Raw genomic sequence first — 17,043 nt, 5'->3', positions numbered from 1 at the left:
CTTCAGTACGGACCACAATCCCGCCAACCGGAACAATGCCCCTTAACGCTTGGGATGCGGCGAACTACGCTGGGTTTACGAATGCCGCGTGGTTATGCCAGTGCCGGCAGCCGTCTGTGTCGAGGGGTGGCTCATGTCCAGGGAGCAACGCGGGCCGAACGAAAAACTCGGCGCCGTTCTCGCCCTCGCGGGAATCAGCAACGCAGGCCTCGCGCGGCGGGTCAACGACCTCGGCGCCCAGCGCGGTCTGACGCTTCGCTACGACAAGACGTCGGTGGCGCGCTGGGTGTCGAAGGGCATGGTGCCGCAGGGTGCGGCGCCGCACCTCATCGCCGCCGCCATCGGACAGAAGCTCGGCCGCCCGGTGCCGCTGCACGAGATCGGCCTGGCGGACGCGGACCCCGCGCCCGAAGTCGGCCTCGCCTTCCCACGGGACGTCGGCCAGGCGGTCCGGTCCGCGACGGAGCTGTACCGCCTCGACCTCGCGGGCCGCCGCGCCGGAACCGGCGGCATCTGGCAGTCCCTGGCCGGATCGTTCGCGGTGAGCGCGTACGCGACGCCCGCCTCACGATGGCTGATAACCCCGGCCGACAGTTCGGTCGCGCGTGACGTGGGCCCCGGCGAGGGCTCCGGCGCACCGCTCAAAGTCGGCCACAGCGATGTGCAGAAGCTGCGGGAGGCCGCCGAGGACGCGCGGCGCTGGGACTCCAAGTACGGCGGCGGCGACTGGCGTTCGTCGATGGTCCCCGAGTGCTTAAGGGTGGAGGCCGCCCCTCTCCTGCTCGGCTCCTACTCCGACGAGGTCGGCCGGGCCCTCTTCGGCGCCTCCGCGGAACTCACCCGGCTCGCCGGCTGGATGGCCTTCGACACCGGCCAGCAGGAAGCGGCCCAGCGGTACTACATCCAGGCCCTGCGCCTGGCCCGGGCGGCGGCGGACGTCCCCCTCGGGGGCTACGTCCTGGCCTCCATGTCACTCCAGGCCACCTACCGCGGCTTCGGCGACGAGGGCGTGGACCTCGCCCAGGCCGCGCTGGAGCGCAACCGGGGTCTCGCGACCGCCCGCACCATGAGCTTCTTCCGTCTCGTCGAGGCACGCGCGCATGCCCGCGCCAGTGACGCCCCGGCCGCCGGCGGCGCCCTGAAGGCGGCCGAGAGCTGGCTGGAGCGCGCCCGCCCCGGCGACAACGACCCGAGCTGGCTCGGCTTCTACTCCTACGACCGTTTCGCCGCCGACGCGGCCGAGTGCTACCGCGATCTCAAGGCGCCCCGCCAGGTCCGCCGCTTCACCGAGCAGGCGCTCTCCAAGCCGACGGAGGAGTTCGTCCGCTCGCACGGTCTGCGCCTCGTCGTCTCGGCGGTGGCCGAACTGGAGTCGGGCAATCTGGACGCGGCGTGCGAGCAGGGGGTGCGGGCGGTGGAGGTCGCCGGGCGCATCTCGTCCGCCCGGACCACGGAGTACGTGAAGGATCTTCTGCACCGGCTGGAGCCCTACGGGGACGAGCCCCGGGTGGTGGAGCTCCGCGAGCGGGCGCGGCCGCTGCTGGTGGCTCCCGCGTGAGCGTCGGACCTGCCGCCCTTCCGCGCGTTTGAAGGCGATGTCAGTGGCGCAGTGCACTATCGAGGTGGGAGGTGGTGCTCGTGCGGTTCGCCTACGACTGTGACGTGCTGGTGATCGGCGGCGGGATCGTCGGTCTGTCGACGGCGTACGCGATCACACGCGCCGCACCGGGCACACGTGTCACGGTGCTGGAGAAGGAACCGGGCCCGGCCCGGCATCAGACCGGCCGCAACAGCGGAGTCATCCACAGCGGCGTCTACTACCGCCCCGGCTCGCTCAAGGCGCGCTACGCGGTGCGGGGCGCCGCCGAGATGGTCAAGTTCTGCGCCGAGTACGGCATCGCGCACTCGGTCACCGGCAAGCTGATCGTCGCCACCGACCGCTCCGAGCTGCCCCGGCTGCACGCGCTCGTGCAGCGCGGCCGGGAGAACGGCATCCCGGTGCGGGAGCTGTGCGCGTCCCAGATCATGGAGTACGAGCCGGAGGTCCGGGGCCTCGCCGCCATACACGTCGGTACGACCGGCATCTGCGACTTCGTCGCGGTCGCCCGTCAGCTGGCCCACGGCTCGGGCGCGGAGATCCGCTACGGCACCCGGGTCGTGCGCATCGACCGCCGCCCCGAGCTGGGCGTCGCCGCGCTCACCTCGGCGGGGGACGTGGTGCGCGGCCGGGTCCTGGTGAACTGCGCGGGCCTGTACAGCGACGAGATCGCCCGGCTGACCGGGGACGACCCGGACGTCCAGATCGTGCCGTTCCGGGGCGAGTACTACGAACTGGCCCGACCGGAGCTGGTCCGGGGCCTGGTCTACCCCGTCCCCGACCCGGCGTTCCCGTTCCTCGGGGTGCATCTCACCCGTGGCATCGACGGCGGTGTCCATGTCGGGCCCAACGCGGTGCCGGCCCTGGCCCGCGAGGGGTACGGCTGGGGCACGGTCCGCTGGCGCGAGCTGGGATCGACCCTGGCCTGGCCGGGATCCTGGCGGATCGCGCGCCGGCACTGGCGGTACGGGGCGGGTGAGCTGCGGCGGTCGCTGTCCAAGGCTGCGTTCACGGACGCGGTGGGCAGACTGCTGCCCGGGGTGACCGAGGAGGACCTGGTGCCGACGGCGGCGGGGGTGCGGGCCCAGGCCGTGCTGCGGGACGGCACGCTGGTGGACGACTTCCTGATCCGCGAGGGCGCTCGTACGGTGCATGTGCTGAACGCGCCGTCTCCTGCGGCTACGGCGAGCCTGCCGATCGGGCGGGAGGTGGCGCGGAGGGCGTTGAGCGTGCTGTGACGCCGGGCCCGGGCGGGTCCGCCGCGTGGGTCCGCGACCCGGCGGAGCGGGCCGCCGCGGCCTCACCCCGCCACAGCCCCTTACCCGACGGCCGTAAAATCGGCCTCACTGTGTCTGACGTGAATACCCCCGAAAGCATCCAGCCGCCCAGCACCCCCGACGGCGAGCACCCCGACCACGCGCCCGGTGTGTCCATCCGGCATACGCGGGCCAAGGGTGAGCCGCGCTTTCCCGACGGGCCGAAGGCCGATCCCGCCGGGTCGCACTTCGAGCGGCGGATCCGGAGCTTCCAGCCGCGGCGGAGCCGGGTGACGGCAGGGCAGGCGGACGCGCTGCAGCGGCTGTGGCCCAAGTGGGGACTGGACATCGACGGGCAGCGAGGCCTCGACCTCGCCGGCCTGTTCGGCAACGACAACCCCGTCGTCCTGGAGATCGGCTTCGGCATGGGCGAGGCGACCGCGCAGATGGCCGCCGCCGACCCCCGCACCAACATCCTCGCCGTCGACGTCCACACCCCCGGCCAGGGCAACCTGCTCAATCTCGCCGACCAGGACGGCATGTCCAACATCCGGGTCGCGAACGGCGACGCGATCATCCTGCTCCGCGAGATGCTCGCCCCGGACTCCCTCGACGGCCTGCGCGTCTACTTCCCCGACCCCTGGCCCAAGAAGCGGCACCACAAGCGCAGGCTGATCCAGCCCGAGTTCCTGACCCTCGCCGCGACCCGTATCAGGCCCGGCGGGACCGTGCACTGCGCCACCGACTGGGAGCCGTACGCCGAGCAGATGCTCGAGGTCCTCACCGCACACCCCGACTTCGAGAACACGCAGGCGGACGGCGGTTTCGCGCCCCGTCCCGACTTCCGTCCCCTGACCCGTTTCGAGGGACAGGGACTGGACAAGGGTCATGTCGTGAACGACCTCCTCTTCCGTCGCGTACAGCACGTGGAGCAACCCCCCGCCGGCGCCTGACCGCCCCCGGTTTCCTCCCGCCTGCGGACAGCGCCCATCCGTCGTTAGGGTCAATGCCGTGGCCACCTGCCCCCCGTATCCGTCGTATCCCAGCGTTCCCGCCGACGGCGTGCCCTTCGCCGGCACGGCCGCCGGCCCGCTGCGGCACGCCCACTGGTGGCAGCGCGCCTGGGTGCGCTACGGCGCGCTGTCCACGCTCCTCGTGATCTCCGGCCTGGTCATCCTCGCCCTGGTCCGCGAGGAGACCGGCACGGAAGGGTTCCTGGTCGGGCTCGGGCTGGCCGTCCTCCCGGTCCCCCTGCTCATAGCCGCGTTCCGCTGGCTGGACCGGGTCGAGCCGGGGCCCTGGCGGAACCTGCTGTTCTCCTTCGCCTGGGGTGCCTGCGCGGCGGCGCTGATAGCGATCGTCGCCAACAGCTTCGCGACACAGTGGATAGCGACGGCGACCGCGGACCCGACGAGCGCGGACACGCTGGGGGCGACCGTCATCGCGCCGGTGGTCGAGGAGTGTGCCAAGGCGGCGGCCGTTTTACTGGTCTTCCTCTTCCGGCGGCGTGACTTCACCGGCATCGTCGACGGGGTCGTCATAGCCGGCGTCACGGCCACCGGCTTCGCTTTCACGGAGAACATCCTCTATCTGGGCATCGCCTTCGGCACCGACCAGCTCGCGGGGCACAGCGGCATCGCCTCCGTCACGGCGGCGACCTTCTTCGTGCGGATCGTCATGTCGCCGTTCGCGCATCCGCTCTTCACGGTCCTCACGGGCATCGGCTTCGGCATCGCCGCGCTCGCGGCGGACGGCCGCCGCCTCCGCCGCGTCGCCTTCCCGCTCTCCGGGCTGCTGCTCGCGATGGGCATGCACGCGATGTGGAACGGCTCCTCGGCGTTCGGCGAGTACGGGTTCTTCGCCGTGTACGCGGCGTTCATGGTGCCCATCTTCGGGCTGCTGACGTGGCTGGTGATCTGGACCCGGCAGCGGGAGCTGAAGACCGTACGGGCGGAGCTGCCCGCGTACGCCGTCGCCGGCTGGCTGACCCCGGCCGAGCCGTACGCGCTCGGCTCGATGCGGGCCAGGCGGATCGCCCGCCAGTACGCCCGCCGCCACGCGGGGAAGTCCGCGGCGCGGGCGGTGGCGCAGTACGAGTCCTACGCGACCTCTCTGGCGTTCCTGCGCCACCGGGGCCGCCGCGGCCGCGCCGGGCCCGACTTCGTCGTACGGGAACGGGAGCTCCTGGAGGAACTCTGGCGCCGCCGAGACGCCGCCCGCCCCGCCCTGGACCACGCGGCCCGCATCACCGCCCCACCCGTCCCGGTGGCGGCACCCCCCTGGCCGGTACACGGCGCCTACGGCTACGGCCACCCGACAGGGACATACGGCCATGCCTACGGTTACCCGACGACCCCCTACCCCGCCCCGACGACGCCGTACCCCGCGTACAAGACGACGCCGTACCCCGCGTACAACCCGTACCGCTCGTAGCCGAGGCGCGGGCCGACAGCCGCGGGCAACGGGGCCGGTCGTCGGCCGGTCCGATGCCGGTTGTCCGCCGGTCCGGTGCGGTCGCCCTCCGGTCCGGTGCGGTCGCCGTCTGCTCTGGTCCGGTGCCGGGCGCCGCGGCCGTGGCGCCCGGCACGGATTGGTCTCGGCGGCGCGTGCCCGGCGGTCTGCCCGCAGCCGCGGGCAACGAAGGCCGGGTCGTCGGCCACCAGTCCGGTGTGGTCGTCAGCCGGTCAGCCGCCGGTCCGGGCCGGGCGCTACCCACCGACGGCGCGTGCGACGGCAGTCAGGCCGCAGCCGCAGGCAAACGACAGCCGGGCCGGCCGCCAGCCCCAGCCGAGCGCCCCAGCCGGAGCGCCGCCGCACAGACCGGTAACGGAAGGGCCTGCCGACGGCGGTCAGCCCGCAGCCGTCGGCCACGAAAGCCGGGCCGCCCACCAGTCCCGTGTGGTCGTCAGCCGGTCTGGCGCCGGTCAGCTGCCGGTCCGGTACGGGCGCCACGGCCGTAGCCGCACCGACGGCGCGTGCGACGGCAGTCAAGCTGCAGCAGCAGGCAAACGAAAGCCGGGCCGGCCGCCAGCCCCAGGCCGAACGCCCCGGCCGAAGCCCCACCGCACAGGCCCTGGCCCATCGCGGCAGCGCGTGCCGGGGCGCTGTGCCCTTGGTCGTTCAGACGGCGAGCATGCTCGGCGAGCAGGACGAAACCCCGCCCCGGCGACCGCTCAGGCCGAAGCCTCCGTAAGACGCGCGATCTCCGACTCCGTCAGCGTGAGGTCACCGACTCCGACCAGGGCCGGCAGTTGTTCCACCGTGCGGGCGGACGCGATCGGGGCCGCCACCGTGGGCTGCGCGGCGAGCCAGGCCAGGGCGATCGTGGCGACGGGGGCGTCGTGGGTCGTGGCGATCTCGTCGAGGGCGGTGAGGACGCGGAGGCCACGGTCGGTCTCCAGGTGCTTGGCGGCGCCGCCGGCCCGGGCGCTGTCGACGGTCGTGCCGGGGCGGTACTTGCCGGTGAGGAAGCCGGACGCGAGCGCGAAGTAGGGGACGGCCGCCAGGCCGGAGCGCTCGGCGAGGTCCTGGAGCTCGCCCTCGTAGGTGTCGCGGGAGACCAGGTTGTAGTGGGGCTGGAGGGCGACATACCGGGCGAGGCCCTCGCGGTCGGAGAACTCCAGGGAGGCCCGCAGCCGCTCCGCCGAGATGTTGGAGGCGGCGATGTGCCGCACCTTCCCGGCCTTCACCAGCTCGTCGAGCGCCCCGATGATCTCCTCCACCGGCACATCGGGCTGGTCGAAGTGGGTGTAGTAGAGGTCGATGTAGTCGGTGCGCAGCCGGCGCAGCGAGGCGTCGGCGGCGGCCTTGATGTTGGCGGCGGACAGGCCCTGGAACTCGGGGTGCTGGCTGACCTTCGTGGCGACGACGACATCGGCGCGGTTGCCGCGCGCCTCAAGCCACTTGCCGAGGACGGTCTCGGACTCGCCGCCCTGGTTGCCGTCGACCCACGCCGAGTAGACGTCGGCGGTGTCGACGAAGTTGCCGCCGGCGGCGGTGTACGCGTCGAGCACGGCGAACGACTGCGCCTCGTCGGCGGTCCAGCCGAAGACGTTGCCACCGAGGGCGAGCGGGAAGATTTCGAGATCGGAGGAGCCGAGCTTGCGAAGAGAAGTCATGTCTCTCGTCAACGGCCCTACCGGAGCGGCTCATTCCAGGTCCGACGCAAAGGTCCTGTAAACGCCCCCGCGCGCAGCGGGTCCGCAGACACCGAAAACCGGCAGCCCTGACGTCGGGGGGTCGTCGTCAGGGCTGCCGGTGCTTCGACTGGCTTGTGGCGCTTACGGGTTCAGGCCCTTGCCCCGCAGCCACGCCATCGGGTCGATCCCGCTGCTGGAGCCACCGGAGTGCACTTCGAGGTGCAGATGGGCGCCGGTGACGTTGCCCGTGGCACCGACGCGGCCGATGACATCGCCCGTGCTGACCTTCTGGCCGACGCTGACGCCGATGGAGGACTGGTGCGCGTACCAGATCTCCGTGCCGTCATCGAGGGTGAGGACCGTCTTGTAGCCGTACGAGCCGTTCCAGCCCGCCTCGGTGATGGTGCCGCTGTGCACCGCCTTGATCGGCGTGCCCGTGGGGGCGGCGAAGTCGAGACCCGTGTGGTAGCCGGAGGACCAGTAGGCACCGGCCTGACCGAAGGTCGAGGTGAGGGTGTACGAGGAGGTCGGCAGCGTGAACTGCTTGGCGAGGGCGGCGAGCCGCTCGGCCTCGGCCTTCTTCTTGGCCTCCTCCTCCGCCTTCCGCTTGGCCTCGGCGGCCTTGTCCTTGGCTTCCTTCTCCGCCTTGGCCACGGCTTCCGCGGCCGCCTTCTCGGCGGCGTCGGCGGCGTCCTGCGCGGCCTTGGTGTCGATCTGCTCCTGCTGGTGCTCGACCTGGGCCATGATCCGGGCGCGCAGCGCCTCGCCGGCGCCGGAGGAGCCCTCCTCGGCCTTGGCCGTGGCCGTGGCCCCGAGACCGCTGAGCGGAGTCGAGGAACCCTCGGGGGTGTCGTCGTCCGAGATGAGGGAACCCACCGAGGGAAGGTCCGACACGGAGATGGACACCGGCGGCTTGCCGGTCTGGGCGCTGGCCATGCCACCCGCGCCCACGGCGGCTATGACGCCGACGCCCAGGACGGTGGAGCTGCGGGCGAGACCTCCGCCGCGCTGCTTGGTGACGCGATGCCGGCCACGGACGGGACGGATGGATTCCTCGGTGGGGTTCCACTCCTGGAACGGGCCCTCGTCGGTGCGCTGACCGCCGTAGCCGAAAGTCTCGGTGTCGCGCTGGTTCCGCGCGAACGGGGCCGCGGGGGCAGGCCGGTTGGACGCCACGTGGGCGTACTCCTTTCCTTCCTTCTCGCCTACCGGGTTAGCTGACGGGTTCGGAGCAGGAAGGTCTCCTACGCGCGTATACCGACCGTGCTTCCACGGCGGTTTACGCCCGATTCACCCCAAGTGGTGGTTCCCCGGTTCCCTTTCAGGATTCGGCGCGTGCGCACGGAGCCGCCTTCTGTGACGGCTGGGACGACCGCGCTGCGTTATCGAACGTTAATAGACCCGGGGTGTGGATTCCAGCGATTCCACTTGATCATTAACCTTTTTCGTGCGGACTTACCTGCCATGACCGGCTTAAATCGGGCGAGTTGACCGCTCCGTAAGTGACCGCCGGGTATTGACGGCGTGTCAGTTGTTGTGCGGAGTGGTGCGGTTCGCTCACTGGCAGTAATGGCGGCACGGAAACCGGAAAACACCTAGGGCCGGAACCCTTTCGGATTCCGGCCCTAGGCCTTCAGTAGCGGGGACAGGATTTGAACCTGCGACCTCTGGGTTATGAGCCCAGCGAGCTACCGAGCTGCTCCACCCCGCGTCGTTGTGATTCCAGTGTACGCCATCCGCGGGACCACTCTTGACCACCTCATGCTCAGCAGCGGAATCCGCCCTCTAGAGCAGGTGACGGTTCGGGGCTTCGGCCCGCTGCTCGTGCTCCGGGAGGACGACGACCTCCGCCCCGCCGGCCGCCAGGACTCCGCTGCCGTCGGCGCCCCGGACGAAGGTGTCCGGCTCACGCCAGGCCGTGACCACACGGCGGACGCCGGCGTCGAGGAGCAGCCGGGCGCAGGGCGCGGGGCGGGAGGCGCGGCGGGCGCAGGGCTCCAGGCTGCTGTAGACCGTGGCGCCGGCGAGGCGCGGGTCGGACGGGTCGAGCTTCGCCAGGGCAGCCTCCTCGGCGTGCGCGAGCGGGTCGCCGCCCTCGCGGGAGTGGCCGCGGGCGAGTTCCGTGCCGTCGGCCGCGACCACCACCGCGCCCACGCTGAACGCCGTGTCCGACGGCGGGCAGAGGTCCGCCAACTCGCAGGCGAGGGCCAGCCAGTGGTGATCGGCCGCGGCGGCGAGGGCGCCGGTGCCCGGGGCGGTGGGCTCGTAGCGCATGAGGACGACGTCCTCGATCCGCCGCGTCTCCAGCAGCCGGAGCCTGCCGCCCTGGTAGCCGCCGGGGCCGAAGAGGCGGGGGGCCTTGGGATCGCCCACGAAGAGCGGGGCGAGGACCAGCTGGAGTTCGTCGGCGAGGCCCTGGGTGAGGAGCTGGGTGTGGATCAGGCCGCCGCCCTCGACCATGAGCCGCCGTACGCCCCGTACGTCGTGCAGGTGGGTGAGGAGCCGACGCCAGTCGAGGTCGGCGCCGAGGGGGACCACGTCGGTGGCGAGGCCGAGGGCCCGGGCACGCTCGGCGCCCTGGTCGGTCGTGTAGAGGACCTTCTCGCCGCCCGTGTGCCAGAACCGCGCCTCGGGGTCGAGGTCGCCGGTGCCGCTGACGGTGACCTTGAGGGGGTATTCCGGCAGGCCGGCAGCCGTGCGGGCGGCCCGCCGCTCCTCCGAGTTGACCAGCAGGCGCGGGTTGTCGGCGCGGATGGTGCCGGCGCCGACCAGGATCGCGTCGACGGATGCCCGGACCTCGTCGACCCGGTCGAAATCGGCCGGGCCGGACAGCAGCAGGCGTTCGGGCCCGGTGTCGTCGAGGTAGCCGTCGAGGGAGACGGCGGCGGACAGCAGGACGTACGGGTGAGGCATCGACGCTCCCCGGTCGGGTCGGACGGCGGACCGGCGGGACTCAGGGTCTGCCGTGACCCGCCGGGTCTTGGTTCAAGTTTGAAACAAACCTACACTGGCGGCATGACGACTCGCTGGCTCACCCCCGAGGAGCAGCGCGCCTGGCGCGCGTACATCGCCTCCTCGCTGCTTCTGGAGGACGCGATCGACCGGCAGCTCCAGCAGGACGCCGGCATGCCGCACCTTTACTACTCCATCCTGTCCGTCCTGTCGGAGTCCCCCGAACAGCGCCTGCGCATGACCGATCTCGCCGAGCGGCTGAAGATCACGCGCAGCCGGCTGACGTACGCGGTGTCCCGGCTGGAGAAGGACGGCATGCTGCGGCGCGAGGCCTGCCGGTACGACAAGCGGGGCAGCATCGCCGCGCTGACCGACGCGGGGTTCGCCGTACTGGAGCGCGCGGCGCCCGGTCATGTCGAGACCGTGCGCAGCTTCGTCTTCGACCGGCTCAGCGAGGAGCAGGTGGCGCAGCTGGAGGAGATCTCCGCGGCGATCGCGCAGGGGCTCCAGGAGGACGGGGCACGGCCGACGTCGGACGACGTGCCGTGGCGGCGGAGGTCTTCCACGGCCTGTTCGTGAGGTCCTCCACGGCCTGTTCGTGAGGCGGCCGACTGCTCTTGGAGGGACTTCAGTGAGGCACGTCACAAGCGACTGAACCTCGTTGCTTCAAATTTAAAGCAAGGGTAGTGTTCCGAACCGTGGATCTGCTTCAAATCTGAAGCAGACGGCCCAGCAGACGGCCGTGCAGCCGAACAGGAACGGAATCCGGAGGCCCCGCATGCCCGACACCCCTGCCGCCCCAGCCGCCCTCGCCACCCCGCGCTCCCGCGTCCGGGTACCGCTGCGCTTTCACGACGGCTACCAGGTCGACGCCGAACTCGTCACCTTCCACGGACTGGCCGACGGCCAGGAACACGTGGCCGTCGTCCTGGGCGAGCCGGGCCCGGTCCCGCTGGTGCGGCTGCACTCCGAGTGCCTGACCGGGGACGTGTTCGGCTCGGCCCGCTGCGACTGCGGTCCGCAACTGCGCGAGGCGGTCGAGCGCATAGCCGACCGCGGCGGCGTGCTCCTCTACCTCCGCCAGGAGGGCCGGGGCATCGGCCTCTACAACAAGCTCGACGCGTACGCCCTCCAGGACGAGGGGCTCGACACGTACGAGGCGAACGCGGCCCTGGGTCTGCCGGAGGACGCCCGCGACTACACGGCGGCGGCCCAGATGCTGAAGGCCCTGGGCATCGACGAGCTGGACCTGCTCTCCAACAACCCCGACAAGGCGGACCAGTTGCGCACGCTGGGCGTCGATGTGCGCGACCGCGTCCCGACGGGCGTCTTCACCACCGCGCACAACGTCCGCTATCTGCGCGCCAAGGTGCTGCAGACCCAGCACACGCTGCCGCTGGCCGCGCTGACGGAGCTCAGCGCGGGCTGAACGGGACGCGGCCCGGACGGGTGGTGAACGGGTCTGCTTGTCCCCCGGCTCATCGGGTACAGCCTTTGCAAGAGGGCGATCTCCGCAGTGCCCGGAGCTTATGGAAAGTGACGTTTCGTGACCGATCTCGGCGCCCCCGGCGACCCCAGGGCGAGGGGGCCGGGCGATGGCCCTGAGGCCGTCGCGTCGCGGATCGCCGATGCCGTGGACAGTCTGACGGCCCTGTGGTCGGTCGCCGCCCAGGAGGCCTCCCTGCGGCTGTCCCCGCACCAGTTGCGGGCGCTGCGCACCGTGGAGGCGGGGCCCGGTCTGAACGTCACGGCCCTGGCGGACCAGATGGACATCGGCCTCCCCACGGCCAGCCGGCTCTGCGACCGGCTCGCCGCGGCCGGTCTGCTGGAGCGGGCCCCGCATCCGGGCACCCGCCGCGAGGTGCAGCTGTGGCTCACCGCGCACGGCAGGCATGTCCTGAACGACGTCGCGGACCGCCGGACCGAGGCCCTGGCCGCGGCGCTGGCGGCGATGGAACCGGCGGAACGGGCGGCTCTGAGCCGGGGGTTGCGGGGGTTTCTGGCGGCACGGGACGGGGGCGCGCCGCACCCTGACGGAACTGACGGCCGGTGAGAACGGCGGGGCGAGTCAGGCCCCTGTGCCGCTCCAGCGACCGGCACCAGCACCGACACCGGAACCGGAACCGGCCCCCAGTACGGCCACACACGTATCGTCCCGCACCGGCAGAGCCGCACTCCCCGCGTCCCGCAGCACCGCCACGGCCACCACCGCCGGGTCGCAGGACAGGAGCACGCCGTCGTCGGGCGGCGTCCAGCGGCCGGGCAGGCCGTCGCTGTGCAGGACGAGCAGGCTGTCCTCCTGCCAGGGCACGCGCTGCACGGGCACGGACGCCGGGGCCTGGGCGCCCACGATGCCGGGGTGGGACAGCAGCGGCTTCCAGGTGCCGTCGGTGCGCAGCCGGCCGCTGACGTTGCCGATCCCGGCGAAGCTCAACTGCTGGGACGTAAGGTCGAGTTGGGCCACTGCGACGGCCGCGCCCCGGGTGGGCCGCAGGGTCCTGCCCAGGTGCCGCAGTATCTCGGCGGGCGGCAGGTCGGCCACCCCGGGCAGTGCGGCCACGGCGGCGCCGGACGCCTCGGCGGCCTTGGGCCCGTGGCCGAGCCCGTCGGCGAGCAGCAGGGTCACGCGGTCGCCGCCGTACACCCGGCTCCACGCGTCGCCGGAGTACTCGGCCCGGCCGAGGGGGACGTTGACACCGCCGACGCGCGGGCCCGGCAGACGCAGCGCCCCCTGCGGTCCCTGCGCCCTCTGCGATGCCTGCGCTCCCTTGGCGGCCCGCTCGTGGCCGATGCGGGCCACGGCCACCGTGCCCCGGCCGGGGGCGCTGTGCAGATCGAAGTCGTTCGCTATGCGCCGGCACGTGCCGAGGCCCGCGCCCAGGGAGGACGCGGTGGTGTAGCCGTCGCGCATCGCCGTCGCGATGTCCGGGATGCCGGGTCCGTGGTCGAGCGAGACGATCTGCACGGACGTCTCCGGGGCGCCGTCCTGGCCGCGCTCGACGAGGTTGATGACGACGCGCCCGCCGTCGGCGTGCCGCAGCAGGTTGGTCGCCAGCTCCGTCGCCACGAGCGCGGCGGTCGCGGTGCGGGGCGCGGGAAGCCCGGCGTCGGCGCTGGCCTCCTCGGCCGCCACCCGGACGTCCCGCACCCGGGTCGAGTCGTCCACCGGCACGTCCCACACCCTGCTCATCAGGCCCCCGGCCGGGACGGCGGCACGGCGGTGGCCCAGGCGGTGACGGTGACGGTGGTCCCCTCACCGGGCCGGCTCTCCACCTCGAACTCGTGCACCAGCCGCTTGGCCCCGCTCATGCCGAGTCCGAGCCCGCCGCCGCTGGTGTAGCCGTCGGTCATCGCCTGGTCCAGGTCGCGGATGCCGGGCCCGGTGTCGACGAAGGCCAGCCGCAGCCCGCTCGACGCGGCGACGCCCAGCGGGGTGATCTCCACATGGCCGCCCCCGCCGTGGACGAGGGTGTTGCGGGCCAGTTCGCTGGCCGCCGTGACGAGCTTGGTCTGCTGCACCAGCCCGAAGCCCAGCTCGGCGGCCGCCTGCCGGACCTGCTGCCGTACCCAGGCCAGATCGGCGTCCGAGCCGATCGGCAGGCTCGCCGGCGCGGCATGGCGGGAGGCCTGCATCAGGGACTCCCCTCACTGTGAGGCTCACCGGCGGCGAGCAGCTCCATCGCGCGTTCGACGTCCAGGGCCGTACGCAGCCCCGGCAGGGTGAGCCCCAGTTCCACCAGGGTGATCGCCACCGCCGGGCGCATCCCGGCCAGTACCGTACGAGCGGCCAGCAGCCCGGCTCCGGCGGCGATCTCGGCGAGGACCCGCCCCAGGAAAGAGTCGACCATGTCGACACCCGAGATGTCGATGACCACTCCGGTCACGCGGGAGTGCGCGATCCGGGCGGTGATGTCCTGCTGGAGCTGCTCGGCCATCCCGTCGTGCAGTTCTCCCTGGAGGGTGACCAGCAGGGTGTCGCCGAGTTGGAGGACCGGCACCGTGAAGGCGTGTCCCCCCGCGGGTCCGAACGCCGCCGGCCCGAACCCGCTCACCGCACGCCCGTGTCTGCCACCGGGCCGGCCGACCGGAGCGGCGCGATCTCGACGCCCTGCCGGCTGAGCGCGTAGGCCAGCGCGTCCGCGAGGCTGGCGCGCGTGAGCACCGTGCCGAGGTCGATGCCCAGGTGGACGATGGTCTGCGCGATCGCGGGCCGGATACCGGAGACGACGCATTCGGCGCCCATCAGCCGGGCCGCCGCCACCGTCTTCATCAGATGCTGGGCGACCAGCGAGTCGACCGTGGGCACGCCGGTGATGTCGAGGATGGCGTACCGGGCGCGCTCGGCGACGATCGCGTCCAGCAGGCTCTCCATGACCACCTGGCTGCGGGCGCTGTCCAGTGTGCCGATCAGCGGTACGGCGACGATGCCGTCCCATAGCTTGATCACCGGGGTGGCGACTTCGAGAAGCTGCTCGCGCTGCCGTGCGATCACTTCCTCGCCCGCGCTCACCAGGGTCTCCATCACCACCAGGCGCAGCGTGCCCATGAGCACGGTCAGGGCCAGCACGCTGTCCTGGGCCTCGGGGGCGTACGGGTCCGGGAACTCGGCGCGCAGCAGCTCGGTCACCGGGTCGCGCAGGGCGGCCACCTCGCCGGCGACCCCGTCCGGGTCGATCCCCGTACGGGCGCGGGAGGCCGCCATCCGGCTCAACTGGTCGCGCACCGACTCGAATCCGGGCGCGCGGATGTCCTCCGTCCGCCCGGAAGCCGCCACCGCGGCCAGCGCCGCGGCCACGGACCTGCCCGCCTCCACGGCCTCGTCCCGTGAGACGGTGAAGACGGTGCGGAACAGCGCGGCGTCCGCCCATCGTTGGGCCACCTGCTCCCGGCGCCGTTCGAGGAAGGCACTCACCTGGTAATGGGCCGGCTCCTGTTCCGCGTTCCGTTCCGAATCCGACACTTGCATCGCTCCCTTGCACGGGCCGGACCGAGGGCCGGGCTACGGCACCTCAGCCGTTACTTGCCGTATGACAAACATTAGTGCCGACGGTGGGCAACACCAAACAACTGCCCGCCGTCGCCCCTGGCCTGCACCTTCCCCGTCCCCTACCGCCCACGCCAGTCCAGACACACCACCAGGGCGTCGTCGGCGGCGACGGGCCCGCCGCGATGGCCGTTCAGTTCGCGCAGGACGGCCCGGGGCACATCGGCGGCCGGAAGCAGCCGCGTCGACTGGATCGCCCGGGCCAGGGCGGTGTCGCCGTACGCCTCTCCGCCCGGGGAGGCGACGTCGTACACCCCGTCACTGACGAAGACGAGCCGGTCGCCGGGCTCGGCCCGGAACTCCTGGACCGCGTAGTCGGTCTCCTCGAACATGCCGAGCGGCAACTGGGCGTCGAAGTCGACCCGTTCCACCACTCCCTGACGCAGTCGCAGCAGTTGGGGTGAACCGGCGTCCACGGCCAGGACCCGCCCGGTGGCCAGATCGAAGTCGAGCATCAGCACGGAGAGGTAGCAGCGGCCCGAGTAGTGCGCGTACACCGCCTGGTCGGCCAGGGCGGCCTGGTCGGCGAGGGGGAGACCGGCCCGGCGGGCGTTGCGCAGGGCGTTGATCGCGAGGTTGGTCAGCAGGGAGGCCTCGATGCCCTCGCCCATGCCGTTGGTGACGTAGAGGCTGAGCCGGTCGGCCGTGGCGGACCAGTCGAAGTTGTCGCCGAAGATCGCGTACGCCGGTTCGAGCTGGGCGCCGAGGTCGTACTCGGGGCGGGCGCAGGAGCGGCCCGGCAGCAGTTGCCACTGCATCTCGGCGGCCAGGGTGAGGCGGTCCCGGCGGCGTGCCTGGAGGTAGACGTCGGTGTCCCGCTCGGCGACGACGACCTCATGGCCCAGCACCTGGGCGATCTCCGCCAGTTCGCCGAGGCAGCCGTCGGCGTGCTCGCCGCCCGGCAGGACGACGGTCAGCACACCGAGCCGGTCGCCGCGCACGGTGACGGGCAGATGCGCCCGGACGCGCTCCCCCGGCAGGTCCTCCACCCGGGGCTCCTGCGCCCCGAAGGCCCGGCCCGCCGGGCTGTTGTGCACGGACACCGGCTCGAGGGTGTGCGGCGGCACGGACACCGGCTGAAGCACCGTGAGTCCGTAGTCGGCCAGGAAAAGCTCGACGGAGTCCGCCGCGTACTGATCGGTCAGTACACGACGGACCGCGTCCAGCAGCTGATGGGGAGCCGCCGTGCGCAGGGCGCGCTCGGCGGCCACGAATCTGTTCACGATCGTCGTCACGATGGTCGACACACCAATCCTCGGTCTGTATGAGCGGTGGGCGGCTGTGAACGGCTACGACCCCGACCGGGGTCACTCCCGGCTGCCCGGGCGCCTAGTACGCTGACGGCCACCCCGGCGCCTGCGAGAGTGTGACTGTGACTTCCCTCCGACCCCGCCCCGAGCCGGCAGAGGTCGCACGTGTGACCTCCACGGCGGCGGAGTTGCTGGAGGTCCTCTGGGGCCGGGCCTCGACAGCGCCCGCCTCCGCCTCCCAGTTGCGCGTGCTGCTCATCCTCGAGCACCACGAGGGCATCAACCTGCGCACGCTCGCCGACTCCCTGGCCTCCACACCGCCCTCGACGAGCCGGCTCTGCGACCGGCTGCAGGCGACCGGGTTCGTCGAGCGCGTGGTGAGTCCGGTGGACCGGCGCGAGGTACGCCTGCGCCTCAGCGGCCGGGGCCGTACGTTCCTCGCCGATCTGCGCGTACGACGGGAGCAGGCGCTGCGCGAGGTGCTCGACCAGATGCCGGCGGCCAAGCGCGTCGCGCTGCTGCAGGGCCTCGAGGCGTTCTGCGACGCGGCGGCGGCGCGGATACAAGACGACTCCGATGTCTTGGCCCTCTCCGACGTCTCCGCCCTCTCCGATGTCTCCGGTATCCCTGACGAATCCGGCATCTCCGACGCATCCGATATCTCCGGCATCCCCGGCGCATCCGGCGCGTCCGGCATCTCCGATGACTCCCGCTCGCCCGACTCCCGGACTGCCTGAACCCCTCCCCGCCACGCCGCCCCACCCTCCGATCCCGTGCCGTCACAGACTTCTGTGGGTACCCCGGC

Annotated in this window: 15 protein-coding genes, 1 tRNA gene, 1 pseudogene and 1 riboswitch; of the genes and pseudogenes, 8 read left to right on the top strand and 9 right to left on the bottom strand. The window is 72.2% G+C overall.

The window, feature by feature from the left end:
- The first annotated feature begins 133 nt into the window (after positions 1-133).
- The 4 genes from NNW99_RS20025 to NNW99_RS20010 all read left to right on the top strand — a co-directional run bounded on the left by NNW99_RS20025 (position 134) and on the right by NNW99_RS20010 (position 5,286).
- The gene (locus NNW99_RS20025; RefSeq protein WP_215120504.1) at positions 134-1,558 is read left to right on the top strand and encodes an MFS transporter; all 1,425 of its coding nucleotides are present in this window, start codon (positions 134-136) and stop codon (positions 1,556-1,558) included.
- A gap of 71 nt (positions 1,559-1,629) precedes the next feature.
- Positions 1,630-2,835 carry an L-2-hydroxyglutarate oxidase gene (lhgO, locus tag NNW99_RS20020; protein ID WP_370869146.1) on the top strand — a complete coding sequence of 402 codons (1,206 nt, stop codon included), beginning with the start codon at positions 1,630-1,632 and terminating at the stop codon, positions 2,833-2,835.
- Positions 2,836-2,945: 110 nt separating this feature from the next.
- Positions 2,946-3,806 (top strand): tRNA (guanosine(46)-N7)-methyltransferase TrmB, encoded by an 861-nt coding sequence (gene trmB, locus NNW99_RS20015; RefSeq protein ID WP_215120503.1) that lies wholly within the window; start codon positions 2,946-2,948, stop codon positions 3,804-3,806.
- A gap of 58 nt (positions 3,807-3,864) precedes the next feature.
- Positions 3,865-5,286 carry a PrsW family intramembrane metalloprotease gene (locus tag NNW99_RS20010; protein ID WP_370869145.1) on the top strand — a complete coding sequence of 474 codons (1,422 nt, stop codon included), beginning with the start codon at positions 3,865-3,867 and terminating at the stop codon, positions 5,284-5,286.
- A 740-nt stretch (positions 5,287-6,026) separates the two neighbouring features.
- On the opposite strand, the gene NNW99_RS20005 is transcribed toward NNW99_RS20010, so the two are convergent.
- From NNW99_RS20005 to NNW99_RS19990, 4 genes are all read right to left on the bottom strand, one after another.
- Positions 6,027-6,971, bottom strand: coding sequence for an aldo/keto reductase (locus tag NNW99_RS20005; protein ID WP_215120502.1), 945 nt, complete (start codon positions 6,969-6,971; stop codon positions 6,027-6,029).
- A 162-nt stretch (positions 6,972-7,133) separates the two neighbouring features.
- Entirely contained in the window at positions 7,134-8,168 is a 1,035-nt protein-coding gene (locus tag NNW99_RS20000; RefSeq protein WP_215120501.1) for a M23 family metallopeptidase, read from the bottom strand.
- 11 nt (positions 8,169-8,179) lie between these two features.
- Positions 8,180-8,336, bottom strand: a riboswitch (cyclic di-AMP (ydaO/yuaA leader).
- 293 nt (positions 8,337-8,629) lie between these two features.
- Positions 8,630-8,703, bottom strand: a tRNA-Met gene (locus tag NNW99_RS19995).
- A 74-nt stretch (positions 8,704-8,777) separates the two neighbouring features.
- Positions 8,778-9,905, bottom strand: coding sequence for a dihydrofolate reductase family protein (locus NNW99_RS19990; RefSeq protein WP_215120500.1), 1,128 nt, complete (start codon positions 9,903-9,905; stop codon positions 8,778-8,780).
- A 102-nt stretch (positions 9,906-10,007) separates the two neighbouring features.
- On the opposite strand from NNW99_RS19990, the gene NNW99_RS19985 reads away from it, so the two are divergent.
- The 3 genes from NNW99_RS19985 (at position 10,008) to NNW99_RS19975 (ending at position 11,997) form a co-directional block, all read left to right on the top strand.
- Positions 10,008-10,523: a MarR family winged helix-turn-helix transcriptional regulator gene (locus NNW99_RS19985; protein WP_215120498.1), complete on the top strand. Its 516-nt coding sequence runs from the start codon at positions 10,008-10,010 to the stop codon at positions 10,521-10,523.
- Positions 10,524-10,722: 199 nt separating this feature from the next.
- On the top strand, positions 10,723-11,373 hold the full coding sequence (gene ribA / locus NNW99_RS19980; protein ID WP_215120496.1) for a GTP cyclohydrolase II: 651 nt from the start codon (positions 10,723-10,725) through the stop codon (positions 11,371-11,373).
- Positions 11,374-11,490: 117 nt separating this feature from the next.
- Complete coding sequence (locus NNW99_RS19975; protein WP_215120494.1) at positions 11,491-11,997, top strand: MarR family winged helix-turn-helix transcriptional regulator; 507 nt, start codon at positions 11,491-11,493, stop codon at positions 11,995-11,997.
- A gap of 15 nt (positions 11,998-12,012) precedes the next feature.
- On the opposite strand, the gene NNW99_RS19970 is transcribed toward NNW99_RS19975, so the two are convergent.
- The 5 genes from NNW99_RS19970 to NNW99_RS19950 form a co-directional block, all read right to left on the bottom strand.
- Positions 12,013-13,134, bottom strand: coding sequence for an ATP-binding SpoIIE family protein phosphatase (locus NNW99_RS19970; protein ID WP_215120492.1), 1,122 nt, complete (start codon positions 13,132-13,134; stop codon positions 12,013-12,015).
- Complete coding sequence (locus NNW99_RS19965) at positions 13,134-13,577, bottom strand: anti-sigma regulatory factor (protein ID WP_215120490.1); 444 nt, start codon at positions 13,575-13,577, stop codon at positions 13,134-13,136. Before NNW99_RS19965 ends, NNW99_RS19970 begins: the two co-directional genes overlap by 1 nt.
- A complete protein-coding gene (locus NNW99_RS19960) occupies positions 13,577-13,996 on the bottom strand; it encodes an STAS domain-containing protein (protein ID WP_215120489.1) in 420 nt (139 codons plus the stop codon). Before NNW99_RS19960 ends, NNW99_RS19965 begins: the two co-directional genes overlap by 1 nt.
- Positions 13,993-14,910 (bottom strand): STAS domain-containing protein, encoded by a 918-nt coding sequence (locus tag NNW99_RS19955; protein ID WP_215120487.1) that lies wholly within the window; start codon positions 14,908-14,910, stop codon positions 13,993-13,995. The genes NNW99_RS19960 and NNW99_RS19955 overlap by 4 nt, the downstream gene beginning before the upstream one ends.
- 140 nt (positions 14,911-15,050) lie before the next feature.
- The gene (locus NNW99_RS19950) at positions 15,051-16,211 is read right to left on the bottom strand and encodes a PP2C family protein-serine/threonine phosphatase (RefSeq protein ID WP_215124364.1); all 1,161 of its coding nucleotides are present in this window, start codon (positions 16,209-16,211) and stop codon (positions 15,051-15,053) included.
- A 194-nt stretch (positions 16,212-16,405) separates the two neighbouring features.
- On the opposite strand from NNW99_RS19950, the pseudogene NNW99_RS19945 reads away from it, so the two are divergent.
- Positions 16,406-16,816, top strand: a pseudogene (locus NNW99_RS19945) (MarR family transcriptional regulator); the annotation flags it as partial.
- Positions 16,817-17,043: the final 227 nt, after the last annotated feature.

This window comes from Streptomyces sp. CRCS-T-1, from assembly GCF_024442335.1.
GTDB classification, from domain to species: Bacteria; Actinomycetota; Actinomycetes; order Streptomycetales; family Streptomycetaceae; genus Streptomyces; species Streptomyces koelreuteriae.
Note: the sequence above shows the minus strand (reverse complement) of the source record. Positions and strands in the feature narration are given on the sequence as shown.

Excerpts from the sequence above, each read along its gene's own strand:
- NNW99_RS20025 (WP_215120504.1), top strand. The coding sequence starts at position 134 with ATGTCCAGGGAGCAACGCGGGCCGAACGAAAAACTCGGCGCCGTTCTC.
- NNW99_RS19990 (WP_215120500.1), bottom strand. The coding sequence starts at position 9,905 with ATGCCTCACCCGTACGTCCTGCTGTCCGCCGCCGTCTCCCTCGACGGC.
- NNW99_RS19970 (WP_215120492.1), bottom strand. The coding sequence starts at position 13,134 with ATGAGCAGGGTGTGGGACGTGCCGGTGGACGACTCGACCCGGGTGCGG.
- ribA (WP_215120496.1), top strand. The coding sequence starts at position 10,723 with ATGCCCGACACCCCTGCCGCCCCAGCCGCCCTCGCCACCCCGCGCTCC.
- NNW99_RS19955 (WP_215120487.1), bottom strand. The coding sequence starts at position 14,910 with ATGCAAGTGTCGGATTCGGAACGGAACGCGGAACAGGAGCCGGCCCAT.
- NNW99_RS19965 (WP_215120490.1), bottom strand. The coding sequence starts at position 13,577 with ATGCAGGCCTCCCGCCATGCCGCGCCGGCGAGCCTGCCGATCGGCTCG.
- NNW99_RS19985 (WP_215120498.1), top strand. The coding sequence starts at position 10,008 with ATGACGACTCGCTGGCTCACCCCCGAGGAGCAGCGCGCCTGGCGCGCG.
- NNW99_RS20005 (WP_215120502.1), bottom strand. The coding sequence starts at position 6,971 with ATGACTTCTCTTCGCAAGCTCGGCTCCTCCGATCTCGAAATCTTCCCG.